This window comes from Amorphus coralli DSM 19760 (genome assembly GCF_000374525.1).
Taxonomy (GTDB): domain Bacteria; phylum Pseudomonadota; class Alphaproteobacteria; order Rhizobiales; family Amorphaceae; genus Amorphus; species Amorphus coralli.
Genome location: NZ_KB894576.1, coordinates 192,045 through 205,902 on the forward strand (window position 1 = coordinate 192,045; position 13,858 = coordinate 205,902).

The following is a 13,858-nucleotide window of genomic DNA, read 5'->3' on the forward strand; positions in this document are numbered from 1 at the left end:
GGTCTTCGCATCCAAATGCCCCGCAGAAGGGCGGACTGTCGAAAACCAGAAAAATGACATCGACCTCACCAGGGAGGACAACGTGAGCGTCACCAATCTTCGCACGAGCCGCGCCCGTCTGGCCGGTATGCTGATCGCGGCCACCGCCATGGCGGGGATCGCGAGCCCCGCCCTTGCCGACATGGATCGGGTGACCGTTGGCACCAACGCCACCGGCACGCTCTACAACCAGATCGGAACCGCGGTCGCCAAGACGCTGCAGGACGAGCTGGGCGTGTCGGCCGCGGCCCAGCCCTTTGCCGGCACCTCGGTCTACTTGCCGAAGCTGCAGCGCGGCGAGGTGGAGCTCGGCCTGAACTCCGGTCTCGACTCCGCCACGGCGTTCGCCGGCAAGGACGAGTACAAGCAGCCGCACGACAAGGTGCGCGGCGCCATCATGGTCTTCTATGCCTATTACGGCATGTACGCGAAGGCGAGCTCGGGCCTGACCACGGTCGCGGAGCTGCGTGACAAGCCTGTGGTCATGGCCTACCGGGCGGTGGCCTCCTTCGACAAGGTCAACGAGGCGGTCATCGCGACGGCCGGCCTCACCGTGGATGACGTCAAGGCGCAGACCGTGACCGGCATTCCCGAGACCGTGCGCGACATTGTCGATGGACGCTCGGTCGCTGGCGGCACCATCACCGGTTTCCCGGCTCTGCGCGAGGCCGATGCCTCGGTCTCCGGTGGCCTGCTTGTGCTCAAGCTCGGCGAAAACGAGCAGCCGATCAACGATCTGCCGGGCTTCGACGTGGCGGAAATCAAGCCGGGACCGGCCTTCGTGGGCGTCAAGGAGCCCATGCGCGCGCCGCGGTTCAGCGTGTTCCTGAACACCAGCTCCAACATGAGCGACGACGACGTCTACGCCATCGTCAAGGCGGTCCACTCGAACTGGGACGGAATGGGCGAGCAGGTGCGCGCTCTGAAGTCGGTGAAGGCCGACCAGCTCGTGCCCCTGAACTTCGGTCATCCCTACCACGATGGCGCGGTGCGCTACTTCGAGGAGGTCGGGCTCTGGACACCCGAGCATGCCGAGCGCCAGGCTGAGCTTCTCAGCGGAGCCCAGCAGTAGGGGATTTCCGGATCCCCTGCCGACCCCCTGTTCCTCGAGCGCGACCGATCATGTTGGCCCTGACCTCGTTCCTGTACCGACTCTATACCGGCTTCCTGTTGGTGGGAGGCGTGGTCTGGGCTTCCGATCTGATGCTGTGGCTCGATGTCCAGCTGATAGATGCCGAGTGGCTCGGCATCTATCTCGGGGTCGCCGTCGCCGGCGCCTTCCTGCACGGTCCCTATGGCGAGAAGGCGGGGGCAATCGACATACTCCTCGGCTTCGTCGCCATGGCGTGCTGGGGCTGGATGGCCTTCAACTTCCAGGACTGGCTGGTCGATTTCGAGGGTGCGACGCCGGCCAAGTTCGTGCCGGCCGGCATCGCCATCCTGTTGATGATGGAGGGCCTCCGGAAGGCGAGCGGCCTGCCGATCGCCATCCTGGTCTGGGTCCTCATCCTGTACGGCCTGTTCGGCCACATGATCCCCGGGCCGCTCCAGGCGCACTACCAGCGCCCGGTCGACTTCCTCATGTACATCTACTCCGACACCAACGCGGTGCCGGGCCTGGTGCTGGTGATCATCGCCGGGATGGTTCTCGCCTTCATCGTCTTCGGCAAGCTGATGGAGGTGAGCGGCGCGACCAACTTCTTCACCGAGCTCGCCATGTCCTTCATGGGACACAAGCGGGGCGGGCCGGCCAAGGTCGCGGTCGTCGGCTCCAGCCTGTTCGGATCGATCAGCTCCTCCCCGGTCGGCAACATCATGTCCACCGGCGTCGTCACCATTCCGCTGATGAAGCGCACCGGCTTCAAGCCGCACTATGCGGCGGCCATCGAGGCGGTGGCCTCCACGGGCGGCCAGATCGCGCCGCCGGTGATGGGCGCCACGGCCTTCCTGATGGCCGAGTTCCTGCAGATCGACTATTTCGACGTCGTCGTTGCGGCCGTCCTGCCGGCGCTCTTCTATTATCTCTGCCTGTTCATGCAGGTGGACGCGGTGGCCGTGCGCGAAGGCCTCAAAGGGGTGCCCAAGTCGGAACTCCCGCGTTTCTGGCCGGTGCTGCGCTCTGGCTGGGCCTTCATCCTGCCGCTGGCCGTGCTGATCTACCTCCTGTTCTGGCAGAATTCGACGCCGGCCTTTGCAGCGCTCTCGGCGGCCCTCGTCCTGCTCGTCTTCGCCCTGGTGGGCGGCAAGATGCGGACCCGGGACGAGTGGGCCCGGTTCGTCTTCGGTGGCGGCTCGGGCATGATCCCGCTGGTGATGATCGGCGCGGCTGCCGGCGTGGTCGTCGGCGTGATGAATGCCAGCGGCCTGGGCCAGTCCCTGTCCTTCATTCTGGTGGATGCGGGCGGCTCCTGGGGCCTTCTGCCGATGCTGGCCATCACCGCGGTGCTCTGCATCATTCTCGGCATGGGCATGCCGACCACCGCCATCTACGTGATCCTGGCCACGGTTCTGGCGCCGGCGCTCACCAAGATGGGCATGACGCAGATGGCGGCCCATCTCTTCATCTTCTATTTCGGCGTCATGTCGTTCCTCACGCCGCCGGTGGCGGTCTCCAGCTACGTCGCCGCAGGCCTGGCCAAGGCCAGCATGTGGCGCACGGGCTGGATCGGCATGCGGCTGTCATCCATCGCCATGCTGCTTCCCTTCGTCTGGGCCTTCGATCCCGCCCTTCTGCTCGACGGCACGCCGATCGCCATCGGCGTGGTCATTGCGACCACCACGGCGGCGATCTTCCTCATCTCCCGAGGTTTCGTGACGCTGCAGGAGCCCGAAGATCGCAAGGAGGTCGCCATCGGCCTCGGCCTGGTGGCGCTGGCCTTCGCATTCGGCTCAAGCCCGATCTGGCTGGGGCCGGAGTCCTGGTACGCCGGGGCGGCGGGGCTGGTGGCCATCGCGGCTTGCTGGCTGATCCCGGCGCGCCACGCCCCGGAGATGCGGCAGGATGCGGTGAAGAGCCCCGCCTGACGGGACACGCTTCGCTCCGACGTCTGCGAAACGAAAAGGGCCGGCTGTCCTGAACAGCCGGCCCTTCGTCGTTCTCAAGAGGTGGCGGCGTGGCGTGCGCCGCCAGCGCCCGTCAGCTGTCGACGGTGATCAGGCAGTCGAGAACGCCGATCCCGTCGCGATAGAGTGCCAGCGGGTTCACCTCGATCTCGGTGATATCGGGCCGCGCCTGCATCAGGTCGCCGAGCCGGGCCACGAAGGCTGCCGCGGCTGCGATGTCCAGCGGTGGCTGGTTGCGACCGCCAGTCAGCATGCCGGCCGAGCGCAGGCGGCGCATTTCTGCCTCGATCCGCACCGCCGTGGCGTTGCCCGGAATGAGCCGGACGTCCTTCAGCGTTTCGGCCCAGACGCCGCCCATGCCGACGACGTGCACGATGCCCCAGTGCGGATCGCGACGGCTGGCGATGATGAGCTCTGCCTCCGGCCGCGTTGCCTGGCGTTCCACAAGCAACCCGTCGAGCGCGAGTCCCGGGGCCTTGGTGGCAAGCGCAGACTGCATCTCGTCCCAGGCCGCAGCGAGCGCCTCGGGTCCGTCGATGCCGATCCGAACGCCGCCGACGTCGCTCTTGTGGGCGAGCGCATCGGCTTGGGCCTTCAGAACCACCGGATAGCCGATGCTTTCCGCGGCCTTGAGCGCGGCGTCGCAGTTTTCGGCCAGCGCGAAATCGGCAACGGCAATGCCGGCCTCGCGCAGGATCGCCTTTCCCTTCGCCTCGGAGATCGTGCGGGTCGGACGCGTGGCGCCGGGCTCGGCGATGACGACGTCCGGCTCCGAGGCAGCCCGCGTCTCGGCCAGCCTGGCGAAGGCCCGAAGCGCGCGTTCCGGCGACCGGAAGAAAGGCGTGCGGCTGTCCGAGAGCTCGTCGAGAAAATTCTGCGGCATCGGATGTCCGTCGCCGAGCACCACGTAGACCGCCGGCTTGTCCGAGCTCTCGAAACGCGGCCGCAGGGAATTCCACTTGTTCATGATCTGGGCGGGCGAGCCGCCCATGACGGCGACAACCACGGCGTCCACGCCGGGATCGGCAAGAAGGATCTCCGTCGTGTCGCCAAACAGGTTCGGCTCCTTCATCCCCTGCGCGGTGATGTCGAGCGGGTTGTCGATGGTTGCGAAGCTCGGGAGGATCGCCGCGAGCCCGTCCAGGGTCTCCGGCTGCAGCGGCGCCACCGGCAGACCGACCTCTTCACAGAAGTCCAGGGCGAAGCCCCGAACGGCCCCCGAGTTGGTCATCAGCGCCACGTTGGAGACCGGCGCCGTCGGGAAACGGTCGGTGATGGCGGCGATGTCGAACAGTTCGTCGAAGCCGTTCGCCAGCACGACGCCGGCCTGGCGAACGAACAGCTCCATCACCGCATGGTCGCCGGCGATAGCGCCGGTGTGCGACAGGGCCGCCTCGCGCGAGCGCTCGCTGCGGCCGGGATGGGCCATGACGATGGGCTTGCCCAGTTCCCGGGCCCTCAGTGCGGCCTTGAGGAAGAGGGCGGGCTTTTTCAGCTGCTCCACGAAGACCGCGAGCTGCGAGACCTGCGGATCCTCGACCAGGTAGCCGATGATTTCCTCGACCGAGGTCACCGCCTCGTTGCCCGCCGACACCGCGTAGCTGACAGGCACGCCGCGCGCCAGGAGCGCGATGCGCAAGTTGCCCATCATCGCGCCGCTCTGGGTGACCACGGCCGTTCCGGGACCATCGGCGGGCGTGTGCGGCAACTGCTCGAAGGTGGCCGGCACGTTGCGCAGGAAGTTCGCGTAGCCCATGCAGTTCGGGCCGAGCATGGCGATGCCCGCCTCGCGCGCGGTCCGCGCCACGCGGTCCTGGATGGCGCGCCCCTCCTCGCCGGTTTCCGCGAAGCCGGCCGAGTAGAGGATCACCGCGCCGACCTTGCGGCGCGCGCACGCCTCCACGGCATCGGGAACGTGTACCGCCGGCACGATCAGGCACACCAGGTCGATGCCTTCCGGAAGTTCGTCGATGGTGGCGACGCACGGGTGCCCCGAAATCTCCCTGTGCGACGGGTTCACCAGGTGCAGATCGCCCTCGAACCCGAAGGTCAGGAAATTCTGCAGCAGGTTGCCGCCGAGCGAGAACGGTTTCGGCGACGCTCCCACGATCGCCACCGAGCCCGGATTGAGAAGCCGCGCGACCCCGGATGTCCGGGCGGGACTGTCTGCCATGAACCTCAGTCCTCCCGACGGTAGGCGCCGAGGCCCGGCCGGTAGCTCTTCTCGTCGAGGAACTGGCTCATGCCCTTCTGCGAACCGCGCTCCGGGTCGTTGGCGTTGGTCTGGGCGTGCTTGGCCATCAGGTACTCGTTCGCCGTATCCCAGTTCATCGAGCGGACATGGTGGTAGGCCGCCTTGGCGGAGCGCAGGACGGTCGGGTTCTTTTCCATCAGCTTGGCCGCGATGGCCATGGTGCGCTCGCGCAGCTCTTCCCGGGGAACGGAGAAGTTCACCAGGCCCATCTCGGCAGCCTTGGCGCCGTCGAAGGGGTCGCCGGTCATGATGTAGTAGAGGCTGTCGCGCTGGTTCATCACCATGGACACCGACTTGGTGACGATGCCGGCCGGGATGATGCCCCAGTTGATCTCCGACAGGCCGAAGGTCGCGTCATCGGCGGCAAGCGCGATGTCGCAGGCGATCATGAACTGGAAGGCGCCGCCGAAGCACCAGCCGTTGACCATGGCGATCGTGGGCTTCGGGAAATACATCATCCGCCGCCACTGCCACTGCGAGTTGGCGCGGTAGAGCCGCTCGCGCTCGATCGCCGGCCAGGTGTCGGGAATGCGGAAATATTCCTTCAGGTCCTGACCTGCGCAGAACGCCTCGCCGGCGCCGGTGACGATCATCACCTTGGCCGCGTCGTTGGCCTCGACCTCGTCCATGATCGCGTTCATCTCCCAGACGATTCCGGGGCTGATCGCGTTGCGCTTGTCGGGACGGTTCAGGGTCACCCAGGCGATGCCGTCGACGATTTCCAGAAGCGCGTTTTCGCCCCAGGCAGGGGCATCTTTCGGGGTGCTATCGACGCTGGACATATATCAGTCTCCCTGAAACGGTCATGGATCGTTCGATAACAGGAATCCTGATAAAGTCAATCGAGGAGACGGGCGGTTCGCCGGCCTCGTCATCGAGGGCGAACGGCGGCTAGCCCCGGTGCGTGCCGGTCGGTTCCGGGGGGCCAGACTTCCGCCGGCTTCAGCCGCCGGAAAAGGCATCGAACGCCTTCAGCGCCTCGCCTCCGTAGACCACCGACGGGCCGCCGCCCATCTGGATGGCAACGGCGATCATTTCGGCCACCTCGGCGCGGCTGGCGCCGGCTTCGTGCACGGCCTTCGCGTGGTAGCCGATGCAGCCGTCGCAATGCACGGCGATGGCAATGCCGAGCGCGATGAGCTCCTTGGTCATCGGCGATAGCGCCCCCGCTTCATGGGCGGCCGAACCGAGCGCCATGAAGCCCGCCATGGCCTCAGGAGCGGCGTCCGCCAGCAGCCCAAGGCTGGCGTCCACGTCTGACGCGATCTGCCGAAAGTCCTTGCTCATTCTCGCATTTCCCCTGATCGACGTGTGGCGGGTGAAGTCTAGGTCTGCGGAACGTGCCGGACCTCCTCCGCCGCCGCGCCGGAGGGCTCGCCGTCCAGCTGCCGCGCTTCCACGTGATGCGGCGGAAACCGCACGTGCCCGCACACGCTGGCGACCGCGTCCTGAACGCTTGCGGCCTCGACCTGCCACTCCTCCGTCGCCTCGGTCTCGTCCTCCCGCCAGGTGGCCCGGATCCGCCAGGTGGTCATTGCACTCTCTCCTGTCTGCCTGTCCGAAGGACCCGCTATGCCGGGACTGGAAGCGAATGGGTGTGCACGTCCGTGCCTGAATGGCGCTGCAGGATCTCCGTGGCGCGTCTTTCCTCGTCCGGTGTCCAGGTCCGGACCCAGAGAAGCAATCCGCCCTGGTCGAGCTGCTCCTGGAGATGGCGCGCCCAGTGAGCGCCCAGGCGTTCGGCCAGCAGCGCCCCGAACAGGCCGCCGGCCCCTCCGGCGATGGCGGCCGAGGCAAGAACCAGCGCAAGGGCGCCGCCGCTTGCGACCACCGCTCCGGCAGTCGCGACGGCCCCGACATACATCAGCCCGGCAATCAGGCCGCCCTCGGCGTCGCCAAGCGATTCCGTGGAGATGTAGCAGCAGCGCGGAACGCTGGGATCGTCCTCGAATGCACGGATGCGCTCATATTTGTGGCCGAGCTTCTCCTCCACCGCGCTGTCGGTGGCCAAAAGGCTCAGCGCCGCTCGGTCAAAGCCTGCACTGAGAAGATCGTCGATGACTGCCTGAAGCGTATCGATCGTCTCGAACACGCCGACAGCCTCGCGGACGGTGTCCTGGTGCGTCTGCTGGGTCATTGCCACCCTCCTTCCGGATGGAGGCAGATAATCCCAGTGTCGCGATCGCAGCCTTGATCCGGCTCAATCTCCGGTGGCTCGATCGCGCCGCCTGCGTCTCTCCGCTCCCCGTGAAACTGACGGCTTTTGTCAAGCTCCGGGCCAGCCTAACCTGCTAATAGACGACACTTCGGTCCCGTTAGACCCGTATTGCGAGGAGCCCCCCAGGTGCAGAGTGTTTGGACGTCGAGCGTCGGCAAAGGACTTGCCCTGGCCGGGACATGTGCCATCGCCCTGGTGGCGCAGACCGCTGCGGCCAATGCCGTGGTTCTGGGCCTTGCCTGTGGCTTCGAAGGGCGGGACCACGAACTGTGCAAGCAGGCTGCTGACCTCTGGGCAAGAAGGACCGGCAACACCGTCCTCACCTACCCGGTGCCGGATGATATGACGGAGCGGCTGGATCTGTTCACTGCCGTGCTGGCGGCAGACGCGCCGAAATTCGATGTCATCAATGTCCAGGTGACATGGGCCACTGCGCTGGCCGACGAGCTCCTCTCCCTCGACAGCTACCTGCCATATGCTGCCTACGGCCAGAGCGAGGCGATGATCCGGCAGCTCACGGTCGATGGAGCGCTCAAGGGGCTTCCCTTCTACCAGGAGATGGGCGGCCTCTATTACCGCTCGGATCTCTTGGAGAAGTACGGCATCGAGGTTCCGGAAACCTGGGCGGCGCTCGAGGACGCGGCCCGAACCATCCAGGACGGGGAGCGGGCCGAAGGAAACCCGCGCTTCTGGGGTTACCTCTTCCAGGGAGAGATTGGCGAAGAACTGGGGGCGAATGCCACGGAATGGATGGTGAGCCACCGGGGCAAGCCGATCGTGGGCGAGGACGGGGTCGTTCTCAATCACCCGCGCTACGTCGAGGCGCTGGAGATGGCGGCCGGATGGGTCGGCACGATCTCGCCTCCTGAGGTGCTCTCGTTCGACGAGGAAGATGCAAGAGGCGTGTTTCAGCAGGGCAACGCTGCCTTCATGCGCAACCTGCCCTATGTCTACCCGCTTCTGGAATCGCCGATCAGCGCCGTCAGCGGCAAGGTGGGTGCGACCTTCATGCCGGGGGCATATGGCAACCCGCCGGTCTCGCTTCTGGACGGCTGGGCCCTCGCGGTCGCAGACCGGAGCCAGCATCCGGTGGAAGCGTCCTTCCTCGCCGACTTTCTGACGTCGGTTGCGCAACAGCGGTCGCGCGCGCTGGAAGCAGACTTCTTTCCGAGCCAGGTCGTGCTCTTCTCCGACTTGGAAGTGTCTGATCATTTTCCCATGGTCGATACCTACGAGCTGATCGAGGCGAACATCAGGATGCGGCCTTCCCGTCTTGTGGGCCGGGGCTACGCCGAAAGTGCCGACCTCTTCCGGGAGGCCGTCCATTCGGTGCTCAGCGGGGACCAGGATGCGGCAAGCGCCATGGCTGAGGCCGAGATGCGCATCAAGCAGATCCTCTCGAACGCGTCGCAGCCTTAAGAGCGCAACGATGTGTCGCTTTCGTCTTACGTTTCATTACGCAGCGTCTCCGGGAACGCTTCGCCCATGATCCGCAGGTTCATTTTCATAGTGCTCTTCTGCGCGTCCACGGTCGTGCCGGCAACGGCGGCGCAGTCGGCCTTTGCTCCCTATCTCGGCGAGTTCGACGAGGACCTGCAGCGCTGGTACAGCGCCATGCTCGCCCAGTACAAGCAGGCCTTCATCAAGCCGGACGGCCGCGTCTTCGATCCGCAGAACGGCGGCATCACCCATTCCGAGAGCCAGGGTTACGGCATGATGCTGGCCCTGCTCGGCAACGACCGGGCCACGTTCGACCGGATCTGGCTGTTTGCCCGCAACACCATGCAGAAGCCCGACAAGCTGTTCGGCTGGAAATATGTGCCGGGCAAGGGCGTGACCGACTGGAACAACGCCACCGATGGCGAACTGCTGATCGCCACCGCGCTCGCGTTGGCCGGCGAGCGCTGGGGCGACAGGAGCTACATCGCCGAGGCCGTCGCCATCGCCGAGGCGACCGGCCAGCACATGATCCGGCGCTTTGGCGGCTACACCCTGCTGATGCCGGGCAACTGGGCCGAACCCGGCGGCCGCAAGCGGTCGATGACGGTGAATCTCAGCTACTTCATTCCGCTCACGCTGCGGGTGATGCAGGTGCTGGCGCCGCGCCATGACTGGGAAGGCGTCTACGCCGACAACATGCGGCTCATGAATGAACTGATCCATCCGCCCTCCGACTGGACAGACGTGAACAAGCACGGAGAGCCCAATCCCGCCCGCGGATGGGAGCCGAAGTTCAGCTACGACGCGGTCCGCATCCCGCTCTATCTCCTGCAGGCCGACGTGGACCACGCAAGAGTGACGCAGGTCATCCTTTCGATCTGGGGGCAGGACGGCAGCGGCTATACCTTCCCGTTCGACGTCTACACCGGCGAGGCGGACGACCGGTTCTGGGGCAACTCCTACGAGCTGATGCACGACATCATGATCTGCGAGACCGCCGGTCGGAAGGTCCCCTGGGAATCGGTGGACCTCAAGATGGACAACTACTTCAATTCCAGCCTGCACATGATGATGCTGGCGTCGCTGCACGCCACCTATCCCCACTGCTTTCCCGACGGGTAGGGCACGCCAGCGCCGCCATCCAGTCGGCAGCCCTCCCCACCGGAGGCCCAGGGCCTAGCGGGCGTCCGGCGCGGCGGGCTAGGGCAGTACCCGCACGACCTCGACCGTCTCGGTCCGGCCGCCGGCCGCCGGCGTCGTTACCGTTTCCCCAGCGGCAAGCCCAATCAGGGCCAGCCCCCGGATGGTGTGAAGCGACAGTGCGAAGGGCGGCAGGTCGCTCGGCGGATAGGGAACCAGGATCGCCGCGTCCTTCAGGGAGCCGTCGACGGCATAGGTGAAGCACGCGTTGAGCCGCACGACGTCGCCCGGAAGCCCCCCCGACGGGTAGACGATGCAGCTTCGCAGCTTTTCGCCCAGCATGTCCCTGTAGCCCTCCGAGAAGGCTCTTCCGCCGCTGGCCAGGCGTTGCAGGACCGCGTGGTCGTCTTCGCTCATTCTGCAGCCGGAAGTTCTGGTTCTGGTGGCGAAACCGACGCTGAAACCTGACATGGCAGACCCTTCCTTGAACCATGCGGACGAGTGCCCGGGCCGCGCCTGCGCAGGTCGTCCGAACGTGCCTGTCATTGAGAACGGCCACGGGGGCGACGGCGACCCCGCCTGGCTCATGGTCAGACAGGCTCGCGGGACTGCTCGACCAAGGTAACGGTGAGCTTCCGCAGGCGTCCGTCGTTGGCGACGAAGTCGATCTGGCCGCCGATCGGCAGTCCGAGCAGGGCGGTTCCGATCGGCGTCAGGATCGAGATGCAGCCGCGGGCAATGTCCGCCTCGTCCGGATAGACCAGCCTCACCACGCGCGAGCCCCCGTCCTCGGTGCTGAAGGTGACGGTGGAGCCCATCTGCACGGTCACACCGGCCTCTTCGCTGGTGGCGACGATGCGGGCGCGTTCGAGTTCGCCGAGAAGGTCCTCGGCAAGGTCGGGGTTCTTGGAAAGCAGCCCGCTTGCCATACGCACAAGCCGCTCGTGATCCTCTTTCAGGACAGTGACGGACGGTTCCATGATGTCAGGCAACTTCTGTTCAAGACCGCTCGCCCGGGCGAGCCGAACGCCGGCGGCCCGAACGGGCAACCGGCGCCACTGATCGGGCGCGACGGGCGTTCATGCTGGGAAGGGTTGAAGCAAACGGCTCCCCGGCCCCTGTTGCCGGGACCGGGGCCACTATTCCGCGATGGGAAAGGGCCGGAAAAGGAGATCTTGCTTCATCTTGAACATGGCAATCATGCTCGACTTCCCCATCGGGCTTGTCAAGCGCGGTCGGCCCGGACGGAGCCGGTGAGCCGGCCCTGGGCCTTAGATGATGGCGCGGCGGACCTTGGCGGAGATCCACTCGCTCACCAGCACGGTGGCGAGGATCAGGAGCAGGATCACCGTGACCTGCGGCCAGGCCAGCGTGTTGAGCGAGTTCTGCAGCTGCAGCCCGATGCCGCCGGCCCCGACCAGTCCGAGCACCGTGCTCTCGCGGATGTTGATGTCCCAGCGGAACACGGAGATGGCCCAGAAGGCGGGCGCCACCTGCGGCCAGATGCCGAACGCCAGCACCTGGCGGCTGCTCGCGCCCGTCGCTTCGATCGCCTCGACCTGCGAGACGTCGGTTTCCTCGATGGCCTCGTAGAGCAGCTTGCCGACGAAGCCGATGGAGCGCAGCGCGATGGCAATGACGCCGGCCAGCAGCCCCGGCCCCACGATGGAGACCAGCAGCAGGGCCCAGATGAGCGAGTTGATCGAGCGCGAAGCCACGATGATGAACAGCGCGATCGGCCGCAGGACGAGCAGGCTGGGGGTCGTGTTGCGCGCGGCCAGGAAGGCGATCGGTGTGGCGATCACGACACCGGCCGCCGTGCCGAGCGTGGCGATGTTGATCGTGTCCCACAGAGGACGCCACAGCTCGGGCAGGTAGTCGAGGCGCGGCGGCACCATGCGGGAGCCGATGTCGGCCGCCTGGCGCGGCGCGTCGTAGACGAACGCCCAGATGGTGGTTTCGGTCATGACGAACCAGCACCAGGCCGTCAGCGCCACCGCTGCCAGCCAGCCGAGCCATAGCAGGAGCGCTCCGCGCGGCGTGCGTGCGCGCCAATCCGGGCCGGACGGGGTTTGCCGGACCGCCATCACTGCACCCACTTGCGAACGTGGCCGGACAGATATTCCGCCAGCATGACGATGGCGATGATGATCAGCAGGATCGCTCCGGCGCTGTCATGCTCGTAGCGGTCGATGGCGGTGTTCAGCGTCGCGCCGATCCCGCCGGCTCCTACGATGCCGATCACCGCGCTTTCGCGGAAATTGATGTCGAGGCGATAGAGCGACAGCCCGATCAGGCGGGGGGTCACCTGCGGCTCCACCGCGTAGTTTACCACCTGCAGCCATGACCCGCCGGACGCCCGCACGGCCTCCACCTGGGCCATGTCGATTTCCTCGATGGCTTCCGCCAGGAGCTTTGCCAGGAAACCGATGGTGGCGAAGGCCAACGTCACGAAGCCGGCGAACGGGCCGAAGCCGAACATCGCCACGAAGAAGATCGCGATGATCACCTCCTGCAGCGAACGGCTCACGGCGATCACCGCGCGGCACACGAAGTAGACCGGCGCCGGCGCGATGTTGCCGGCGGCTCCGACGCCGAACGGGATCGACAGGGCAATGCCGACGACGGTCGAGGTGACCGTCATGGTCAGGCTCTCCACCAGCCCCTCGCTGATGTCGCGCCAGCGCGACGTGAAGTCAGGCGTGAGAAAGCCTTCGACGAAGCGCCAGCCGCGATCGAGCCCGTCCCAGACGCGCAACCAGTCGACCTCCAGTGTGCTGAGCGCAAGGATCAGGTAGGCGACGATGCCAATCTGGATAATCGGTCGCCAGACCGGGTGCTTCAGGATCTGCGGCGGCCGGCGCCAGTGGGTGGGATAGTCGCTCATGCAAGCCCGGCCATCCGGTGGCTCTGCTCGAGCTCGGCCTCGGCGTCCTCGGCCGCGGACTTGCGCATGGCCGACCAGTCCTCCTCGCCGTAGATCCGCGTCAGCGCGGCGTTGTCGAGGTCCGACGGCGGTCCGTCGAACACCACCTCGCCGGCGCGCAGGCCGATGATGCGCTGGCTGAACTGCTGGGCCAGAACCACGTCGTGGATGTTGATGATCGCCGGCAGCCCGCGTTCCGCGCAGACCTCGGTCAGCAGACGCAGGATCTGCCGCGAGGTCTTCGGATCCAGCGAGGCGGTGGGTTCGTCGACCAGAAGCAGTTCCGGCTCCTGGGCCAGCGCCCGGGCGATGCCGACGCGCTGGCGCTGGCCGCCGGAGAGCTCGTCGGCGCGGCTGTCGGCGCGCCCCTCCAGGCCGACCCTGTCGAGCAGCCGGAAGGCGTTGGCGATGTCGGTGCCGGGGAAGCGGCGCATCCAGCTGCGCCAGAAGGACACGTAGCCGAGCCGGCCGGACAGGACATTTTCCATCACCGTCAGGCGCTCCACCAGCGCGTATTCCTGAAAGATCATGCCGATGCGTCGGCGGGCGCGGCGCAGCGCCGGCCTGTTCAGCGTCGTCAGGTCGATGTCGTTCAGAAGCACCCGGCCCGAAGTCGGCTCCACCAGCCGGTTTACGCAGCGGATCAGCGTCGACTTGCCCGCGCCGGAGGGACCGATCAGGCCGACAACCTGGCCCTTCGGCAGCGAGAAGCTGACGCCGTGCAGCGCCTTGTCGCCAGAGCGGTAGGTCTTGGTCAGGTTCTCGACGGTGAGCATGC

The 13,858-nt window shown here is 66.5% G+C and carries 14 protein-coding genes; 4 read left to right on the forward strand and 10 right to left on the reverse strand.

The window, feature by feature from the left end:
• Positions 1–82: 82 nt before the first annotated feature.
• Together C507_RS0117740 and C507_RS21910 are read left to right on the forward strand one after the other, a co-directional pair.
• Positions 83–1,111 (forward strand): TAXI family TRAP transporter solute-binding subunit, encoded by a 1,029-nt coding sequence (locus C507_RS0117740; protein ID WP_018701069.1) that lies wholly within the window; start codon positions 83–85, stop codon positions 1,109–1,111.
• Between the two features lie 50 nt (positions 1,112–1,161).
• Positions 1,162–3,063, forward strand: a complete 1,902-nt coding sequence (locus C507_RS21910; protein ID WP_018701070.1) for a TRAP transporter permease — start codon at positions 1,162–1,164, stop codon at positions 3,061–3,063.
• 112 nt (positions 3,064–3,175) lie between these two features.
• Here C507_RS21910 and C507_RS0117750 read toward each other — a convergent pair whose 3' ends face one another.
• The 5 genes from C507_RS0117750 to C507_RS0117770 form a co-directional block, all read right to left on the reverse strand.
• Positions 3,176–5,275 (reverse strand): acetate--CoA ligase family protein, encoded by a 2,100-nt coding sequence (locus tag C507_RS0117750; RefSeq protein ID WP_018701071.1) that lies wholly within the window; start codon positions 5,273–5,275, stop codon positions 3,176–3,178.
• Between the two features lie 5 nt (positions 5,276–5,280).
• The gene (locus tag C507_RS0117755) at positions 5,281–6,138 is read right to left on the reverse strand and encodes a p-hydroxycinnamoyl CoA hydratase/lyase (RefSeq protein ID WP_018701072.1); all 858 of its coding nucleotides are present in this window, start codon (positions 6,136–6,138) and stop codon (positions 5,281–5,283) included.
• Between the two features lie 160 nt (positions 6,139–6,298).
• Entirely contained in the window at positions 6,299–6,643 is a 345-nt protein-coding gene (locus tag C507_RS0117760) for a carboxymuconolactone decarboxylase family protein (RefSeq protein WP_018701073.1), read from the reverse strand.
• A 38-nt stretch (positions 6,644–6,681) separates the two neighbouring features.
• Positions 6,682–6,891: a hypothetical protein gene (locus C507_RS0117765; RefSeq protein WP_018701074.1), complete on the reverse strand. Its 210-nt coding sequence runs from the start codon at positions 6,889–6,891 to the stop codon at positions 6,682–6,684.
• A 35-nt stretch (positions 6,892–6,926) separates the two neighbouring features.
• On the reverse strand, positions 6,927–7,493 hold the full coding sequence (locus tag C507_RS0117770; RefSeq protein WP_018701075.1) for a hypothetical protein: 567 nt from the start codon (positions 7,491–7,493) through the stop codon (positions 6,927–6,929).
• Between the two features lie 207 nt (positions 7,494–7,700).
• Between C507_RS0117770 and C507_RS0117775 the strand changes: the two genes are divergently transcribed.
• Complete coding sequence (locus tag C507_RS0117775; protein ID WP_156829372.1) at positions 7,701–8,993, forward strand: extracellular solute-binding protein; 1,293 nt, start codon at positions 7,701–7,703, stop codon at positions 8,991–8,993.
• 66 nt (positions 8,994–9,059) lie between these two features.
• The gene (locus tag C507_RS0117780; protein ID WP_018701077.1) at positions 9,060–10,136 is read left to right on the forward strand and encodes a family 8 glycosyl hydrolase; all 1,077 of its coding nucleotides are present in this window, start codon (positions 9,060–9,062) and stop codon (positions 10,134–10,136) included.
• Positions 10,137–10,214: 78 nt separating this feature from the next.
• On the opposite strand, the gene C507_RS0117785 is transcribed toward C507_RS0117780, so the two are convergent.
• The 5 genes from C507_RS0117785 to phnC form a co-directional block, all read right to left on the reverse strand.
• Positions 10,215–10,571: a GreA/GreB family elongation factor gene (locus C507_RS0117785; protein ID WP_018701078.1), complete on the reverse strand. Its 357-nt coding sequence runs from the start codon at positions 10,569–10,571 to the stop codon at positions 10,215–10,217.
• A 173-nt stretch (positions 10,572–10,744) separates the two neighbouring features.
• The gene (gene rnk, locus C507_RS0117790; protein WP_018701079.1) at positions 10,745–11,134 is read right to left on the reverse strand and encodes a nucleoside diphosphate kinase regulator; all 390 of its coding nucleotides are present in this window, start codon (positions 11,132–11,134) and stop codon (positions 10,745–10,747) included.
• A gap of 291 nt (positions 11,135–11,425) precedes the next feature.
• Positions 11,426–12,241 (reverse strand): phosphonate ABC transporter, permease protein PhnE, encoded by an 816-nt coding sequence (gene phnE, locus C507_RS0117795; protein WP_026319219.1) that lies wholly within the window; start codon positions 12,239–12,241, stop codon positions 11,426–11,428.
• Positions 12,241–13,041 (reverse strand): phosphonate ABC transporter, permease protein PhnE, encoded by an 801-nt coding sequence (phnE, locus tag C507_RS0117800; RefSeq protein WP_018701081.1) that lies wholly within the window; start codon positions 13,039–13,041, stop codon positions 12,241–12,243. Before phnE (C507_RS0117800) ends, phnE (C507_RS0117795) begins: the two co-directional genes overlap by 1 nt.
• On the reverse strand, positions 13,038–13,856 hold the full coding sequence (phnC, locus tag C507_RS0117805) for a phosphonate ABC transporter ATP-binding protein (RefSeq protein WP_018701082.1): 819 nt from the start codon (positions 13,854–13,856) through the stop codon (positions 13,038–13,040). Before phnC ends, phnE (C507_RS0117800) begins: the two co-directional genes overlap by 4 nt.
• Positions 13,857–13,858 lie beyond the last annotated feature (2 nt).

What these genes read in the sequence shown, in the direction of transcription:
- C507_RS0117785 (WP_018701078.1), bottom strand. Translation starts at nt 10,571, where the DNA reads ATGAGCGAAGACGACCACGCGGTCCTGCAACGCCTGGCCAGCGGCGGA.
- C507_RS0117760 (WP_018701073.1), bottom strand. Translation starts at nt 6,643, where the DNA reads ATGAGCAAGGACTTTCGGCAGATCGCGTCAGACGTGGACGCCAGCCTT.
- C507_RS0117750 (WP_018701071.1), bottom strand. Translation starts at nt 5,275, where the DNA reads ATGGCAGACAGTCCCGCCCGGACATCCGGGGTCGCGCGGCTTCTCAAT.
- phnE (WP_018701081.1), bottom strand. Translation starts at nt 13,041, where the DNA reads ATGAGCGACTATCCCACCCACTGGCGCCGGCCGCCGCAGATCCTGAAG.
- phnC (WP_018701082.1), bottom strand. Translation starts at nt 13,856, where the DNA reads ATGCTCACCGTCGAGAACCTGACCAAGACCTACCGCTCTGGCGACAAG.
- C507_RS21910 (WP_018701070.1), top strand. Translation starts at nt 1,162, where the DNA reads ATGTTGGCCCTGACCTCGTTCCTGTACCGACTCTATACCGGCTTCCTG.
- C507_RS0117765 (WP_018701074.1), bottom strand. Translation starts at nt 6,891, where the DNA reads ATGACCACCTGGCGGATCCGGGCCACCTGGCGGGAGGACGAGACCGAG.
- C507_RS0117770 (WP_018701075.1), bottom strand. Translation starts at nt 7,493, where the DNA reads ATGACCCAGCAGACGCACCAGGACACCGTCCGCGAGGCTGTCGGCGTG.
- C507_RS0117780 (WP_018701077.1), top strand. Translation starts at nt 9,060, where the DNA reads ATGATCCGCAGGTTCATTTTCATAGTGCTCTTCTGCGCGTCCACGGTC.
- rnk (WP_018701079.1), bottom strand. Translation starts at nt 11,134, where the DNA reads ATGGAACCGTCCGTCACTGTCCTGAAAGAGGATCACGAGCGGCTTGTG.
- phnE (WP_026319219.1), bottom strand. Translation starts at nt 12,241, where the DNA reads ATGGCGGTCCGGCAAACCCCGTCCGGCCCGGATTGGCGCGCACGCACG.
- C507_RS0117755 (WP_018701072.1), bottom strand. Translation starts at nt 6,138, where the DNA reads ATGTCCAGCGTCGATAGCACCCCGAAAGATGCCCCTGCCTGGGGCGAA.